General features: G+C 44.5%; 13 protein-coding genes. 6 read left to right on the top strand and 7 right to left on the bottom strand.

Translation table 11 applies throughout. The features are described 5' to 3' along the window. Positions 1–286 precede the first annotated feature (286 nt). Both AC3CIA_RS22860 and AC3CIA_RS22865 read right to left on the bottom strand, forming a co-directional pair. Positions 287–2,725 carry an ABC transporter permease gene (locus tag AC3CIA_RS22860; RefSeq protein ID WP_488519130.1) on the bottom strand — a complete coding sequence of 813 codons (2,439 nt, stop codon included), beginning with the start codon at positions 2,723–2,725 and terminating at the stop codon, positions 287–289. A 1-nt stretch (position 2,726) separates the two neighbouring features. Continuing rightward, positions 2,727–3,401 (bottom strand): ABC transporter ATP-binding protein, encoded by a 675-nt coding sequence (locus AC3CIA_RS22865; protein WP_004730959.1) that lies wholly within the window; start codon positions 3,399–3,401, stop codon positions 2,727–2,729. Between AC3CIA_RS22865 and AC3CIA_RS22870 the strand changes: the two genes are divergently transcribed. From AC3CIA_RS22870 to mrdA, 5 genes are all read left to right on the top strand, one after another. Beyond that, positions 3,400–4,017 carry an arylesterase gene (locus tag AC3CIA_RS22870; protein ID WP_004730957.1) on the top strand — a complete coding sequence of 206 codons (618 nt, stop codon included), beginning with the start codon at positions 3,400–3,402 and terminating at the stop codon, positions 4,015–4,017. The genes AC3CIA_RS22865 and AC3CIA_RS22870 overlap by 2 nt on opposite strands. A gap of 81 nt (positions 4,018–4,098) precedes the next feature. Next, complete coding sequence (gene fabV / locus AC3CIA_RS22875; RefSeq protein WP_488519131.1) at positions 4,099–5,298, top strand: enoyl-ACP reductase FabV; 1,200 nt, start codon at positions 4,099–4,101, stop codon at positions 5,296–5,298. Positions 5,299–5,475: 177 nt separating this feature from the next. Beyond that, the gene (locus tag AC3CIA_RS22880; protein ID WP_488519132.1) at positions 5,476–7,383 is read left to right on the top strand and encodes a sensor domain-containing phosphodiesterase; all 1,908 of its coding nucleotides are present in this window, start codon (positions 5,476–5,478) and stop codon (positions 7,381–7,383) included. A 119-nt stretch (positions 7,384–7,502) separates the two neighbouring features. After that, on the top strand, positions 7,503–9,158 hold the full coding sequence (locus tag AC3CIA_RS22885) for a P-loop domain-containing protein (protein ID WP_488519133.1): 1,656 nt from the start codon (positions 7,503–7,505) through the stop codon (positions 9,156–9,158). A 245-nt stretch (positions 9,159–9,403) separates the two neighbouring features. Beyond that, on the top strand, positions 9,404–11,302 hold the full coding sequence (mrdA, locus tag AC3CIA_RS22890; RefSeq protein ID WP_488519134.1) for a penicillin-binding protein 2: 1,899 nt from the start codon (positions 9,404–9,406) through the stop codon (positions 11,300–11,302). 90 nt (positions 11,303–11,392) lie between these two features. Here the strand turns inward: mrdA and AC3CIA_RS22895 are convergent, their stop codons facing one another. Both AC3CIA_RS22895 and AC3CIA_RS22900 read right to left on the bottom strand, forming a co-directional pair. After that, entirely contained in the window at positions 11,393–12,013 is a 621-nt protein-coding gene (locus AC3CIA_RS22895) for a DNA-J related domain-containing protein (protein WP_065206102.1), read from the bottom strand. 308 nt (positions 12,014–12,321) lie between these two features. Continuing rightward, a complete protein-coding gene (locus AC3CIA_RS22900; RefSeq protein WP_004730947.1) occupies positions 12,322–13,161 on the bottom strand; it encodes an isopenicillin N synthase family dioxygenase in 840 nt (279 codons plus the stop codon). 202 nt (positions 13,162–13,363) lie between these two features. On the opposite strand from AC3CIA_RS22900, the gene AC3CIA_RS22905 reads away from it, so the two are divergent. Next, positions 13,364–13,972 (top strand): DUF2238 domain-containing protein, encoded by a 609-nt coding sequence (locus tag AC3CIA_RS22905; protein ID WP_488519135.1) that lies wholly within the window; start codon positions 13,364–13,366, stop codon positions 13,970–13,972. A gap of 93 nt (positions 13,973–14,065) precedes the next feature. Here AC3CIA_RS22905 and AC3CIA_RS22910 read toward each other — a convergent pair whose 3' ends face one another. From AC3CIA_RS22910 to AC3CIA_RS22920, 3 genes are all read right to left on the bottom strand, one after another. After that, positions 14,066–14,317 carry a hypothetical protein gene (locus AC3CIA_RS22910; protein ID WP_017082269.1) on the bottom strand — a complete coding sequence of 84 codons (252 nt, stop codon included), beginning with the start codon at positions 14,315–14,317 and terminating at the stop codon, positions 14,066–14,068. A 21-nt stretch (positions 14,318–14,338) separates the two neighbouring features. After that, positions 14,339–15,247, bottom strand: a complete 909-nt coding sequence (locus AC3CIA_RS22915; RefSeq protein ID WP_488519136.1) for a DMT family transporter — start codon at positions 15,245–15,247, stop codon at positions 14,339–14,341. A 65-nt stretch (positions 15,248–15,312) separates the two neighbouring features. Beyond that, complete coding sequence (locus AC3CIA_RS22920; RefSeq protein ID WP_017081104.1) at positions 15,313–17,004, bottom strand: SgrR family transcriptional regulator; 1,692 nt, start codon at positions 17,002–17,004, stop codon at positions 15,313–15,315. Between the last annotated feature and the right edge of the window lie 25 nt (positions 17,005–17,029).

The raw sequence follows: 17,029 nt of genomic DNA on the forward strand, positions 1-17,029 counted from the left end.
AAGTTATCCACCGTTTTTGTGGATAACTGTTGATAACGTTCTTGCTAAGTTGCGCAAACCCTTTGTTTACAGGGACTAACCGCTGTTCATTAAATCGGCATTATTGTGCGATTAGTTTTAAAAAACACTAAAAAATTGGAAAATTAAGGTGCTATATTCGTTACTTGTGCTACCCATTGGTCAAATAAAAAACGGTCTAAAGCGACGCCTTATAAATAGTGCATGACTAAATATAAATAATGTCACTTTTAGACCGTTTTAAGCATTTGTGAGATCTCGCTAGCGACTAGCCAAAATCCTTGTTCACGGGTGCCAACAAACGTTTGATTAAGCTATTCACTACCGCAGCCAATGTGATGAACGTTAGTACAGGTAGCGCTATCCACAGCATTGGGTGGAGTGAAGGTTCTAACTCGAAGCCAAAGTTCATTACCCCTGCAACACTGAGCTCAGAACCCATCGCAGCAATCGAGCCAGCCACTAACGCCATTAACCCGTATTCACACCAAATAGTGTTGAGAATGCGCTTCTTGCTCGTACCTAAAGTGCGGTACAAACGTATCTCTTGTTGTCTTTGAGACAAGCTCAATCGCAACAGAGTAAAGATTAGCAACAACCCTGCTACCACACCCAGAGCCGCAAGTACGGTTATCGACCAAACAATCTGTTTGAGCAACTCTTGGATCTTGCTACCCATCTTACGAATATCCATCAAACTCACGGTTGGGTGATTTCGAGAGAGTTCGTTGAGCATCTGATTATGTTGTTCTTCTAGTCGGAAGCTCACGAGCCAAGTAGAAGGAATAGAGCTCAAAACATCTGGCGTAAATATGAAGTAGAAATTCGGCTTCATTTCTCGCCACTCTACTTTTCGGATGCTGTTCACCTTGGCAGAGACATTCTGGCTGTTGATTGTGAACGATAGCTCATCGCCAATCTTTAGACCCAGCTGCTCCGCGACATCGGATTCCACAGATACGCCCTGCTCTTGTGTCCAGCTGCCTTCTAACACTTCATTGTACTCAGGCAGGCTATCTCCCCAAGTGAAGTTGATCTCGCGGCTTAGTGCATCTGTTTCTTGTGAGGTATCGCTGTATTTTGCCGCTTCAACGCCGTTGATGGTCGTGAGTCTTCCTCGTATAATTGGAAACGCTTGAGTACGCTCTACTCCGTTTGCATCAATCGTCTCGAGATAACTGTCTTTCTCATAGCTCGCAATATTCAGCGCAAACGCATTAGGTGCGTTCTCGGGCAAGGTTTGTTGCCAATCCGACAACAAATCGCTTCTCACTAGCCAGATAATAGATAGCAGCATCAAAGACAACGCTAAAGACCCAAATTGAATCCCTGTTGCTAATGGTGTGCGATTAATTCGGCTCAATGCCAAACGCATAGATGTCGACGTCGGCAGCTTGCCGACCAAACGCAGAACAAACGTACTGACAATCGCGAGCACTAAGAACAGGCATGCGATACCCGCTAGAACTATCCATACCAACAGGTTATCGCCGTACATCAGCATCATTGGAATAATAGGTACCAGCAACAACAGGTATTTCTTGTAGCTTTCACTTGATTGGTGACTCGATTGAATCACGCTGATTGCCGAAGTGTTGACCAAGCCAATTAACGGAATTCCAAGCGCAGGTACACCAATGAGGATACTTGATAAAATCGCCAAAATGACAGGTTCAATGCCATAGCTAGGAAGTGGTGTTGGCAACAAATCACCTAATGGTATACGAAGTAGAAACTCTAAGCCGACCCCTATTGTAATTCCCAGTACAGCGCCGATGACCACTAACAGAGACACCTGTACAAACAACCATTTAATGATCCATTGCTTGCTCGCGCCCAAACTCTTAAGCATCGCGATGGTTTTACGGCGACTCGCAACATAATGTTGGCAAGTAAGTACCAAAGTGGTTGCCGCCATGATCACAACGATAGCAACCGTTAGCGAAAGATATTGAGTTGTGCTCTCGAACATGTCGTTAGTGCGACTCGCTGAATCTTGCGTGCGCCAGCGATCGCTCGGTGTCAATTCTACGCTGTCTTGCGCGGCTTTCAGTTTTGTATCATCACCGTTTAGAAACAGCCTAAAGCTTACGCGACTGCCCGGTTGAATCGCTCCAGTGGCCTCGATATCGCTGGTATGAATTAGCACAGCAGGCATTTGTTGGAATGGGTTAAAGCTCAAACCTGGCTCTTGGGTGATACGCCCTGTTATCGTTAAATCGGCATCGCCAATAGTGACATTGTCACCAATTTCAACCTCAAGCTGTGCAAATATACGCTCGTCTAACCAAAGTTCACCTGGCTCAACATGGTTACTTGATGCTTTATCAGCACCCTCTAAGATCATTTCACCGCGTAATGGGTAATTACTTTCAACCGCTTTCACCGTCACTAGCTGCATCGAGTTATCACTGAATGCCATCGTTGAAAAACGTGTCAACTGAGAGCTGTCTAACTGTTCAACCTGAGTGAGGTCTAATAAGGATTGCGGGATTGGGTTTGCTGAGATAAACACACTATCGGCAGTAAGCGCATCTTTGCCCTGTTTAACAATCACCTGCTCCATACGTTCGGCCAATGCCGATAATGCAAAAACACACGCAATGATCAGTGTTAATGCTATGGAAACTGGCCACAACTGACCGTGTCGAATCTCTTCGACACTCCATGAGAACAGGCGCTTATTCAGTCCGTTTGATGAATTCAATTTAGACTTCCTCTATCTGACCGACATGCATCTTAAGTGTTCGTTGGCAACGTTGTGCGAGTTTAGGATCATGCGTCACTAGAACAAGCGTTGTGCCATGTGATGAGTTCAACTCAAACAACAACTCGACAATTTTGGCTGCCGTTTGTTGGTCTAGGTTACCTGTAGGTTCGTCAGCAAAAAGGATTTTTGGCTTGATCATAAAAGCTCGAGCTAAAGCGACTCTTTGTTGTTCACCGCCTGATAGTTGAGATGGCAGGTGATCAAGCCTGTCTTTTAAGCCCACTGATTCAAGCAAAGCCGTCGCACGTTCGATGTCTTCGTCTTCCCCTTTAAGTAGACAAGGAAGCGTGACATTTTGCAGCGCAGAAAGGCTTGGGATTAATAAGAAGCTTTGAAATACAAATCCTACCGATTCACTGCGGATCTTAGCCCTTGCTTCATCATCAAGCTGTGAAAGTGGCTGCCCTAATAAACTGATTTCGCCTTTCGTTGGCACATCAAGCCCTGCAAGCAATGTCATTAGGGTTGATTTACCTGCGCCAGACGTGCCGACAATCGCGACAGTTTCACCTTCACGAATATCAATATCGACGTGCTCTAGGATTGTTAAATGTTCTTGATTAGTAGACACTGTCTTCGAAACAGCTTCAGCTTTAATGATGGATGTATGCATGACTCGACTAATTTCCTTTTTATTCTTTATTATATTTTCAACCGCTTCTTTGGCTCAAGATACCGAGTTAGATTCTAAGTTACTGGTACTTGGTGATAGCTTGAGTGCTGGTTATAACATGGACATCAAACAGAGTTGGCCAAGTCTATTGCCAAACGCATTAGCGAAGCATGACAAAACAGTTACCGTGGTAAACGGCAGTATTTCGGGCGACACAACTGGCAACGGGTTAGCTCGTTTGCCACAATTACTTGAAGAACATGCTCCAGACACTGTTCTTATCGAACTCGGTGCAAATGATGGCCTTCGTGGCTTCCCACCTAAGCTGATGTCTGCGAACCTTGATCAAATCATTGAGCAGATAAAAGCTGCGGGCGCCAAGCCAATTATGATGCAGATTAAAATCCCACCGAATTACGGTAAGCGTTACAACCAGCAATTTGAATACGTTTTTGCAGCGCTTGCTGATCAACAAAATGTGCCGCTTTTGCCGTTTTTCCTAGAGCATATCATCCTTAAACCTGAGTGGATGATGAACGACGGACTGCATCCAAAACCAGAAGCTCAACCTTGGATCGCTGAATTCGTCGCCGAAGAATTATATCAGTATCTTTAAGTTTTAATGGTCTAGCTCAATAAATTTTACACAGCTTTACGTTAGCCTGAGTGCATATCACCGTTAACTGTAAGGTTATTTATGCTGATCGAACCTATTATCAAGGGTGTGGTAGCCAAAAGCGCTCACCCTCTTGGCTGTCAAGAAGCCGTAAAGCAACAAATCAAGTTTGTTAAGAGTGCGCCGCAAATCAAAGATGGCCCTAAACGAGTACTGATTATCGGCGCTTCCTCAGGCTTCGGCCTTGCCGCTCGTATTGCCGTGACCTTTGGCGGTGCAAAAGCTGACACCATCGGCGTCTCATTCGAGCGCGGTCCTAACGAAAAGTCCCTCGGTAGTGCTGGTTGGTACAACAACATCTACTTCAAGAAAGAAGCCGAACGAGAGCAACGCACTGCTATCAACATCGTTGGCGATGCATTTTCACAAGAAACACGTACACAAGTTGTCGAAGCCATTGAAACCTACTTCGAAGGTGAAGTGGATCTGATTATCTATAGCTTAGCGGCGGGCGTTCGACCTAAGCCAAATACTGATGAGCTTTGGCGTTCTGCCATTAAGCCTATTGGTGAAAGCGTTACCGGTGCGACTATCTCGCTAGAGCACGACAACTGGGTGACAGACACACTTGCTGCAGCGACGGAAGAAGAAGCCAAAAGTACACTCAAAGTCATGGGCGGCGAAGATTGGGAACAGTGGATAGATGAGCTCATCAACGCTGAATCCATTGCCCCTGGTTGTAAAACCATCGCATTTTCCTATGTTGGTCCAGAAGTCACGCACCCTATTTACTTAGACGGCACTTTGGGACGCGCTAAAATAGACCTTCATCAAACCAGCCATGCTCTGAATCTTGAACTAGCAAACTTCGGCGGTAATGCCTACGCGACTGTGTGTAAGGCACTCGTCACCAAAGCCAGTGTATTCATTCCGGGATTAAGTCCTTATCTGCTCGCTTTATATAAAGTGATGAAAGAGAAAGAGACGCACGAAGGCTGTATCCAACAAATGCAGCGTCTATTCAGCAGTAAACTCTATGGTCAATCAAAAGTCCCTCTGGACGGCGAACGCCTAATTCGGATGGATGAATGGGAACTCGATCCAGAAACCCAAGCCCATGTGACTGAGCTACTTGAAGCTATGGATGAAAACAACTTTCAAGCAATTGGCGACTATCAAGGATTCAAAGAAGAGTTTTTACAGTTGAACGGTTTTGCTCAACCGTCGGTAGACTATAAAGAGAAACTTAACACTGATGATTTTATAAAGTTAAAGCCTTAATCGAAACTTATCTCATTACTGAGACCCAGATTCACATTTGAAAACCTCTGCAAAATTGCAGAGGTTTTTTTGTGCAACATTTCTTATACTTAGTAAAAGTAAGATTCACAGTTTATTTGGTCATCTTAATTAACACAGGATGTGTTGATGCATTTAGCATAATTGACTCGGAGTCATATGAAGAAGATAAAAACGATAGACTTAGATATCCCTGACGATATGGCCTCCAGCTGGCAGAATATTGTCGACCTCTTGGCTCAAATCACTGAAGTGCCTGCCGCACTTATCATGCGTGTTCACACCAACTATATTGAAGTCTTCTCTACCAGTCACAGTGAGAATAACCCTTACAACAAAGGCGATTCCGAAACCTTAGGAAATGGGCTTTACTGCGAAACGGTGATGGAGTCTCAGCAACAACTTGTGGTGCCCAATGCGCTTGCCGCTCCTGATTGGGAAAACAACCCCGATACAAAGCTTGGCTTAATCTCTTATTGTGGCATTCCGCTATTTTGGCCTAACGGCGAATTGTTCGGCACCATTTGTATCTTGGATTCGAAAGAGAATCACTATACGCCTACCTATATCAAGCTATTAGAGAGCTTTCGTACCTCGATAGAGTCCCAGCTTAAAACCTTGTTTCAGCACGCTAAGCTCACCCAAATGAATCGTGACTTAAAGAACCGGGTTTACACTCGCACTAAAGATCTTGCGAGCCTCAATTATTCTTTAAACCAAGAGATCGATAAGCGAAGAGCGGCTGAACAAAAGATAAACTTCCAAAAGAATCATGACATCGGCACCGGCTTTTTAAACCGAACCGCATTCGAGTCTCGCCTAAATAACAAACTGTCGTCACAGCAAAGGCTGACGGACAGTTCATTTGCGGTTATTCATATAGGGTTTACGAATGGGAGGCGCATACAGGCTCGATATGGCTATGACGCGTTAGATCAAGTGCTGGTTGAATACCGACAACGTATCGACAGTATCTCGGATATCGAGGTACTAACTGCACGCCCTACTTCTATCGATCTCGTACTGGCGTTCAGCGTAAAAGATTTGCACCAACGCCTAGAAGAACTGTGCCAGACGCTCGTTAAAGTCGGCCATTCAGAGTTCGATATCGACAGTGACAAAGTACATTTGCATGCCTTTATCGGGATCGCGATTACTGATAACGAAGATGATGCGGAAAGCATTCTCCAGAAATCATCAGAAGCCATGCTCGCCTGTAAAGATTCCGGGCAAAAATTCGCTTACTACTCTCAATCTCATACTGAACAACAAAGTCACATCAATAAGATCGAAGGTTATTTGCTTCAAGCTGTCCGTAATGATGACCTCATGCTCTACTTTCAACCTAAAGTATGTCCATTAACGCATCGTTGGGTTGGTGCTGAAGCCCTACTACGTTGGCGCCATCCAGTTTTAGGTGATATCTCCAACGAAACCTTGATACATATGGCCGAGCAAAACGGCTTGATTTTCGAAGTCGGAAGCTTTGTTCTACGCAATGCGATTGAAAAAGCGAAAGAGTGGTCCGAATACGTTGAAGATTTCAAGATGGCTGTGAATGTGTCTGCAATTCAACTCAAGAACGTGCACTTTGCGGAACAAGTGGTTCACCTACTCGAAACCTATCACCTAGAACCTCATTTTTTGGAACTCGAGGTGACAGAAAGTGGCCTGATTGCCGATGAAGTTGTCGCTAAGAATACCTTAGAATCGCTGCATGACATTGGCGTTACATTGTCACTGGATGACTTTGGGACGGGCTACGCCTCTTTCAGTTATCTCAAGAAATTTCCGTTCGATACGATTAAAATTGATAAGAGCTTCATCGATCAGATGCTTAACTCACACGAAGACTCGGAAATCGTTCGTTCTATTGTCCAAATCGCGAAGAAGCTCGACCTAAAAGTCACGATTGAAGGGATAGAATCGGAAGTTCAGGAGCAATTTATTATCAACGAGGGCTGCGATGTGGGCCAAGGTTACCTTTATGGGCGGCCAATGCCGAGCCAAGAATTCGAACACAGTTTAATCAATCAAAACTATTTGGGGACAACCCGTTACGCTTAAAGCAAAAAAGAGCAGTTTGTTTTGGATTTAGGCCTACTTTCTCTTTACTCTAAAGGTGGTGATTTTTATAATCGCCGCCTTTCTGTTTTAATCTTCCCTTTATATAGGCATTCCTCGTTATGGATCAGTTGACTGCAAAGCTTAAAAAGCTCGAAAAACAAAACTTCCGCGCATATCAACAAATTAAAGGTCAATACGACTTTGCTGATTTCGAATTACACATCGACCACGTTCAAGGTGACCCGTATGCATCTTCTTCACGTTTTCGCGCAACACGCGCTTGGTCGTTAACTGGGTTAGATTGGCTTAAAGAAAAGTCTTACGAATACCAAGTAGCAGCACGTGATTTCATTGCACGTAGCTTCTCTGAATTTGCTAAGCAAGAAACGACTGTGTCTATTGCATTAACGGGTCAAACTGTTTTGGATAACACCTCAGTGGTTTTCACCGAGCGCGGTATCGAAATCCGTTTTCGTATCAACCTACCTGCTGATGGTCGTAGTATTCTTGCAAAGAAAGCAATCAACATCATTACATTCTATTTGCCTAAGTTTATTCGTCGTGCAACGCTTGAACGCGAACTCAACATTGAAGCGATGATTAAGCATTGTGAAGCCGTTGAAGACCAAGACGCGTTGCGTGCTCAATTGGAAGAAAACAACCTAGCGGCATTCGTAGCAAATGGCAGCGTATTACCTCGTATTGCTGGTAACTGTGATTTACCAATGAAAGGCGCAGTTCCTTTCCTAGCACCAGAGTCTTTAAGTGTGACGCTAAACACGCCAAACCAAGGTGATGTGACTGGCCTAGGTATTCCTAAAGGCATCACGCTGATCGTTGGTGGTGGTTTCCATGGTAAATCTACACTATTGAATGCTGTTGAACGTTCTGTCTACAACCATATTCCAGGTGACGGTCGTGAAGGCATTGTTACTGCGACGGATACAATGAAGATCCGTGCGGAAGATGGCCGCTGTGTACATAACTTGAACCTGTCTAACTACATCAACCATTTACCGATGCAAAAAGACACGTCTGATTTTAGCACTCAAGATGCTTCAGGCTCTACGTCTCAAGCGGCTTGGTTACAAGAATCGATTGAAGCCGGCGTTCAAACACTACTTATTGATGAAGATACGTCAGCGACTAATTTCATGATCCGTGACGAACGTATGCAAGCGCTAGTATCAAAAGGGGCTGAGCCTATCACTCCACTTGTTGACCGTATTGGCCAACTACGTGAAGAGATGGATATCTCTACCATTGTTGTAATGGGTGGTTCTGGCGATTACCTAGATGTGGCTGACACTGTGATTCAAATGCACGACTACCAAGCGGTAGACGTCACTGAAAAAGCACAAGAAGTGATCGCTCAACACCCTACTCAACGAACTAATGAATGTGAGACAGCATTAGAAACGTTTGTTCCTCGCTCGTTAAACCGTGCTGCACTGATGAACATTCTGACTGACGGTAAGTTCCGTGTTAACGCGAAAGGCAAAGAGTCGTTGCGTTTTGGTAAGGAATTCGCTGATCTTTCTGCATTGGAGCAGTTAGAATCAACTTCAGAAGTGAACGCGATTGGTTGGGCATGGTTCCAGTTTGCCCAAACTCCGGGTTGGTCAAACAACCCTGCTAAAGAGTTTAGCGCTATCTTAAGCGATGAGTGGCACGTCAACATGCCAAACTACGGTGATTTAGCGAAACCAAGAGTATTGGATGTAATGGCCGCACTAAACCGTATGCGTAAATCTCAGTTCAAACCTTCGAACTAAGTTAGATCCAAGCATCATAAATTGTATGGACGGCTCTCAATGTGAGGGCCGTTTTTTTTATTCGCTAGCTCTATATAAAGCCTTAAGACCGTCTCCTGCCTCACTTTTCTTGTTTGACGATAAAACCCACCAATATTGTGCTTATCCTAAAAATCATGACACAGCTTTTACAAAACTATGGCGATATTCATATAAAGTTCCGACTCGACAAGTGTAACCAAATGTAACAACCCCTTGAGGCTTCAATGAATCATAAACGCGTTAAGATGCGTGACCATAAAAAAGAAGTAAATCTGTTCAAAAACCGTGTAACCGTTGCGTTTTGTGGGATCTTGCTGTTCACTCTTGTCTTAGTCGGCAACCTTTACCGACTTCAAGTCGAAAATTTTGAAAGCTATCAAACTCGTGCCGACGGCAACAGAATCAAAGTATTACCTATTCCCCCAACTCGCGGGCTCATTTACGACCGCAATGGTGTGTTGCTCGCCGAGAATGAACTTGTCTTTAATCTGACGATGATTCCAGAGCAAACTGATGATGTCGATGCAATGCTTACCAAGTTGGACAAATACATCCCGCGAGAGGCTGAGCAGATTGCTCGTTTCAAAAAGCGTTATCACAACACTCGCCGTTTCAAATCTGTCACGATACTAGAGAACCTAAGCGAAGAAGAAATTGCTAAGTTCTCAGTGCACCAGTACCAATTCCCCGGCTTATCGATCGATACCAGCTTGAAACGATTTTATCCAAATGGAGAGGTACTTACCCATGTCTTAGGATATGTCGCACACATCAATGATAGCGATCTTAAGAGACTAGAAGAAAAAGGCATCGAAGCGAATTATCAAGCGACGACCATTATCGGTAAGCTTGGTGTCGAACGCTATTACGAAGACATTTTGCACGGCACCAAAGGTTATCAAGAAGTCGAAGTAAACAGCCGTGGGCGAGTCGTCCGCACCATTGAGTATGTAGCTCCAGTAGCAGGAAAAGATATCGTATTAAATATCGATCTCGAACTACAAAAATACGTATTCGACCAGCTTGATCACCGAACAGGCAGCGCAGTCGTTCTGGACCCGAAAGACAACAGTGTACTTGCAATGGCATCAAGCCCCAGCTACGACCCGAACCTCTTTGTCGACGGTATTTCTAGCAAGAACTATCAGCGTTTATTGAATGATCCTGCTCACCCATTGGTAAACCGCACTACTCTCGGCGTTTATCCTCCGGCATCTACCATCAAACCATTTATGGCAGTCGCTGGCTTGCAAGAGCATGTCATCTCTGAGGATACGATTCGTGATGATCACGGTTCATGGCAAATCCCTGGTTCTAAGCGTAGCTCTAAATCATGGCGAGACTGGAAACGCTGGGGTCACGGCCCTGTCGACGTCACTCAAGCCATTGAAGAGTCAGTGGATTCGTTCTTCTATCAAACCGCTTTTGACTTGGGCATTGACCGTATCTCAAGCTGGATGAATCGCTTTGGTTTTGGTGAACCTACAGGTATCGATATCTATGAAGAGAGTACCGCCAACATGCCAACTCGAGAATGGAAGATGATGCGTTATCGTACCCCTTGGTATCAAGGTGACACAGTTCCAATTGGCATTGGTCAGGGTTATTGGACATCGACACCAATGCAACTGGCAAAAGCGACTTCAGTGTTGGTCAATCATGGAAAGGTGATGCCACCTCATATCCTGAGAGCAATCTTGGATCATGGTGAGGACTTTGACACACAACAACTCGTTACACCTGAACCTATGCCATCTATCACTGAAGTCCCTGACAAAATATGGGATGTACCCATCAATGCAATGAGACTCGTAAACCACGGCAGGCGAGGTAGCGGCAGGCGCGCATTTAAGGGAACCAACTACACTAGCGGCGGAAAATCAGGTACGGCACAAGTATTTGATCTTGCGAAAGATCAAGTCTACAACTCGAAGAAGTTGGCTAAGCATTTACTCGACCATGCGCTTTACACGGCTTTCGCACCTTACGAGCACCCTGAGTATGTCGCGACGGTGGTCATTGAACACGGTAACGGCGGTTCAAAAGTCGGCGCGCCATATATCCGTAAAGTACTCGATTATGCGTTTGAGCATAAAAGTGGCCAAAACAAAGATAACTCCTAATACCAAGAAAGCCCCACTCTAGATTCATAGTATGGGGCTTTTTATTTTAGAGTTGCATTAGACGTAGACGTAGCTAGAGACTTCGTTAGCTTACGAGCTTCTCAATATATGCCATGCTTCGCACAATGTCTGAAACTTAGCCGTGTTGCCCTCGTCCCGATCTGGATGCCAGCGCAAAGCCAATTGTCGCCAGCGCTTTCTAATCTCATGGTGAGTCGCGTCCAACGGTAACTCAAACAAGTTTAACGCTCGGCTTCTATCCATATCGAGTTCATCACCACCGACAAACTTTCTGTACCGAGTCCAGAACTCGTTCAGCAGCCTTTTGACTTCGCCCTCGTCCGCTTCATAGTTAATCCAATTAATGTAGTATTCTCGCAGTGGGTCTTGATGATCGATACTGTGACTGCTTCCGTGATACCGACCATTCATCAATTCAATGTCCATCGCTTGGACTTGTAGCCAACCATCAGGGTGTAAGGTTTCTTGAAGCTGATAAAGCGCATTCATTATGAGGAAGTTCTTTTTAAACAACTCTTTCTCAGGTGCTGGGTCTAGCACCGGCACAAACCCAAGGTCGTTAAGGTGAGCCGCCAATGTGTGTACTTTCCAGCCGCTTGGCTTTTGCTTAAGCACTTCCATAATCGGCCAAAGCAATGGATTCTCCATATGGCAATGAAAGTTTGCTCTCACCTCTTGATGATTCGACATAGTAGACTCAGTTAGCTTTTCTGTATTAATGGATGACTAGGGTATTGGATACAATGAGCAACCTACATCATAACCATTGGCGTATCTCTTTTAATTGAAAGCGATTTTTTGCGATTTGTCGAGCTAATGGACCAACAACTTTCAAACGCTTGGCTCAAAGGCACCCTTTCATCATGAAACTGAAAGTCATTAAGTGAGTGCAACCGCCATCAATGCAGACGTGAGCCTGCGGTACAGGTACAAAAAAGGTCAGCAATTTTGCTGACCTTTGATATCTATACCAATTTTAGTACGAAATATTTCGCTAGTTAGATAACGCCAAGTTCTCTTAGGCGCTCCATTAGGTACTCGTTTGCTGTGTACTTTTCAGACAGCACAACTTCCGGTTTCGGGTGAAGGAATAGAGGCAAAGAGATACGAGATTTCTCTTGGCGTTCACCTGATGGATTGATTACACGGTGAGTTGTCGATGGAAAGTAACCACCCGATGCCTCTTGAAGCATGTCACCAATGTTGATGATCATGTTGCCAAAGTCACATGGAACATCTAACCACTCGTCGTTTTGAGCTTTAACTTGTAGGCCCGGCTCGTTTGCAGCAGGAAGAACAGTCAGTAAGTTGATGTCTTCGTGTGCTGCTGCACGGATAGCGCCTGGCTCTTCGTCACCTTGCATTGGTGGGTAGTGAAGAACACGAAGCAGAGTCTGCTCACTGCCGTTGATCATTTCAGACAACGCGATAGAGAACTTCTCTTGTACTTCTTTAGGAGCATGAGCTTCAACCCATCCTAGAAGCTCTTGAGCAAAAGCATTCGCACGTTGGTAGTAATCTAGAATCTGTTCTTTCAGCTGCTCAGGAATTTGGCCCCAAGGGTATACGTGAAAGTACTCTTTGATGTCTTTTACAGTGTGGCCCTTAGCAACTTCAGACACTGATGGTGGAAAATATCCATCTTGTGTTTCAACATTAAAGTGGAAGTTTTCTTTCTCTTCAGAGATGAAGAATTGGTACCAGTTTTCGTAAATAGACTCAACAAGCTCTTTCGGGATTGGATGGTTCTTAAGAACACCAAAACCAGTTTCACGTAGAGAGCGAACAAATTGTTCTGCTGCGTCGTCAGCAAGGTAATCGACAGTTTCCAGTTTCATGACTTTTCTTTCTTGTTATGTAGTGATGAAGCGATTTTAAGGATCGCTTTGTTGTAAATCAAACTTTTGTGAAACTCTCGCAACCGTTTGTCTAGATACTGGGCGATAACGCCAGTTTTCAACAAATATGGTGATTACAGCCTAATTGAACACTGTTCAATATTGTGTAACACTATTAAAAATTTTGACGAGAGATCTCGATATGACAATTACGCCACTTGCTCAAAATCGACCATTGCTTTCATTAACGACGCTTTATCTGATTGTGTTTCTATTTTCAGCGTTTGCTCCCTCTTCAAGAGCAGTATGGATTGCCGAAATTGTTCCTGCTCTAGCGATATTAGTAGGTATCTGGTGGCTTTCCACCAAGCTCACCTTTTCAAAGACGGCTTACGTTTTAATGTTCATCTGGTTGGTTCTGCATACGATTGGCGCTAAGTACACTTTCGCTGAAGTCCCCTTTGATTGGTTTAATAACCTGATTGGATCTGAGCGTAATAACTTTGACCGCGTGGCGCACTTTTCGATTGGTCTCTACGCTTACCCGCTCGCTGAATATTTGATTCGTAAGAAATTGGCTCAACCAGTACTGGCATGTTTCTTTGCCTTATTTGCGATCATGAGTGTTGCCGCAGGTTACGAAATTATCGAGTGGTGGTATGCCGAGATTGCAGGTGGTGATGAAGGTATCGCGTTCCTTGGCTCACAAGGTGATATTTGGGACGCACAGAAAGACATGCTGTGTGATACAACGGGTGCTATTGTCTCGCTATTACTTCTGAAACTTCAAGGGCGAGTTAGAGCTCAATAGTTCGTGGATAGCCCCATCAACTTCTTGCTTATAAGCTAATAAGTCGATTTAAATGCCACGACACAGAAACTGTGTCGTGGCATTTGTTCTTTTCTACTTCATAGTCACCTTGCCACCCACAAACTTGTAGGCTGGCGTACCTCGAACCAAGGTATCTCGCGCGAATTCAATCCCACATTCAGGGCACACACATGGCTCTTTAGTGAAATCTTCAACAATACGTTCCTTAAAACACTTCACGAGGGCACCTTTGCCACCTTTCCGATACTTAAAAAGTTGCGTTTTGCATTTCGCACAGAAAATCTGAACCGTTTTGGTTGGTTGTTTCTTGTTTGGTTTAGCCATAGAAGTTAATGATTGAACTCTTTATTTCTTAAGTTTAGGTGCGACAAGAACCAAGCTTATCCCGAGTAAAATAACGGTCGATGAGATAATAAATTGCATGGTGACCGGCTCGGAGAGTAACAAGACGCCACCGAGTGTCGCAATAACCGGCACAGAGAGCTGTGCAATGGATGCGACCACTGTATTCAGCTTTTTCACCACGTAATACCACAAACTATAACCCACACCTGAAGCCACTGAGCCCGATATAACCGCGTAAATCAAACCTTGCTCAGTGATAGAGACTTGAGGCATTGCATTAGGTATTACAACTAGAAGGCTTAAACCTGCAAGGATAACTAGCGAGCTAAATCCAAAGTTAGCGGTAGTCGATTGCAGTGCGTTTAAAGATTTCTTTCCTGCCAATGTGTAAATACCCCACCCAACTCCTGCCAGAGACATCAAGATGATAGAAACTAAGTCTGGTGCCTGTGTCGATTCAGTTGGCATTAACAAGTAAACAAGCCCTGCCACCGATAACAAACATCCGCCCCACTCAAGTAATGACATTCTGTTTCCAGAGAACAAGTGCGCGGCAATCATCGTAAATTGTACTGCGACAAACAGCACCAGCGCACCGAGACCTGCGCCAAGCTTTAAGTAAGCGAATGAAAAGCCAAACATATACACAAGCAGTGACAATATTGATGTGAATTGAAACTGTGACTTTAGCTTTGTATATACCGATGTGCTGTTGTTTGCTAACTCCTGCTTATGCTTAGGTTGGGCAGATAAAGTGAATAAAATCAACAGTGTAAGCGCACCAGACAAGATGCGCACGATCGAAAAGCTCAAAGGATCAATCGTTTGATCCATTAAAGCCCAGCGACACAAAACTGAATTAGCAGCAAAGGCCACCAGCGTAATAAATGTAACCATCACAGTTTGCATCGTTTTGTCCTAATTGAGTTATTTGGTCCTAATAAGTGTTCTTGGTTTTCAATCAACGTTGGGTTTCAATCAACGTCAGGCTTCACCCAAACTTGACTAAAGTCGAACCAGCCTAATGCATTACATTTTGCGTTCTGCAACGTGCCACATTGATCTTTGTTAACGCCCAACCAACAGTGGAACATCGGAATTAACTGATTGCTTTGGACCAGTTGCTTACCGAGTTGCCTTGCTGGGAATTGGTCGAATTCGCCTGAACGCCAACGATCAATCATGTGACACCATTGGTCGAAGTCTTCTGCTGGGCTGGATTCATCAAGAAAACTGTAATCCATCAACCAGCCGGCCAATGCATCGTCTCTGTTGTTAGCGATACCCATTGGATTAATCCAAATATCAACATTATCGGCGTGTGGAGGATCGGTTTCGTAACCGATAAGCTCAACATCGACATTATATTGCTTCAATACAGTGACAATCGCTTTGGCAAGTGTTGGGAACATCGGGTGTTGGCATTGGTACGCCAATCTAATGGTTGGTTTCGCATTCGCTGGTGGACAGACTGGCGTGTTTAACTTTATGTCATACCAACCAGGTTTTATCCCATAGGCGTGTAGAACGCCCAAATCGATGACGGTCTCTTTTGGAATATGAACAAACAGATCAGCTGCATTCAATGCGTTAGACAAAAACTCCGCCCATGCGGGATCTTGTGCGATGCCCTTCTTTCTATTCAACAGTAAATACGTACAACCAGGATCAAGCTCTACTTCATCACTATCACCACGGTCGGCCATTACAGGTTTCGAAAGACTTGGGTAAACCATAGAAGAATACGCCTCATCAACCACCCAAACCTCAACGCGATCAATCAACGGCCTGAAACCAAAGTATCCGTTGAAAGCCGTTAGTACGAGTTGCTTCTCATCGTTCTTCTCAATGCGATACGGCCCCGTACCAATTGGTCGAATATCGTAGTCTTCGCCACGTAAAATCATCGGCAAAGTGACCTTAGCGACCGACTCCGTGAGCGCGAGTGGGAAATACTTGTCTGGGCGCGTTAAGAATACATCGACCACGCAATTTGCGGGTGAAGAGACATCTTTAATATGCGAGAACAAATTGAGTGGTTCGAGCGCAAGAAGCGTGTCGACAACATGATTCGTTAATAGAGGCTCCCCGTTATGAAAACGGACACCCGGCCTTAAGAAGAATCGCCATTGATAATCACTGATTTTTTGCCATGAATGAGCAAGATCGGGTTGTAACTGATCATTTTCATCTAATCGCGTTAACCCACTGAAGACTTGGCAGGCAATATGCTGCTCTGAACGTCGCATCGATTTTGTCGGGTTAAGCATTGAGAGCGGTCGATAATAAGGCAAACGAATGACCTGCTCACCTTCTTGATATTGCACACCCAAATAGTTTTGAATAACCTGAGTAAGCTTGGCAGCATTGTGGTCAAGCACTGACAGCGCCTGACCAATTTTACCTTCCTGTAAGTACCGCCTCGCTAAGTTTTCACTGACATCGCAACGATTCTGCTTAAAGATAAGTTGAGATAACTTACCTCGGCCAGCCGCCGGTAACCACTCTACCCAGCCTTGTTCTTCAAGTTTGTTGAGTACCATTCTTGCATTACGACGCGTACAACAGAGTACATCTGTTATGTCATCGAGCTGAACATCAGAATCTTTACCATCGAAGTATTCAAACAGGGTTTCAAATTGAACGCGAAGTCTTGGGCTGCTCATAAAGAGGAAAACTTATTCAAAGGAC

The sequence above is a fragment of the Vibrio sp. QJM3NY_27 genome, from assembly GCF_057785955.1.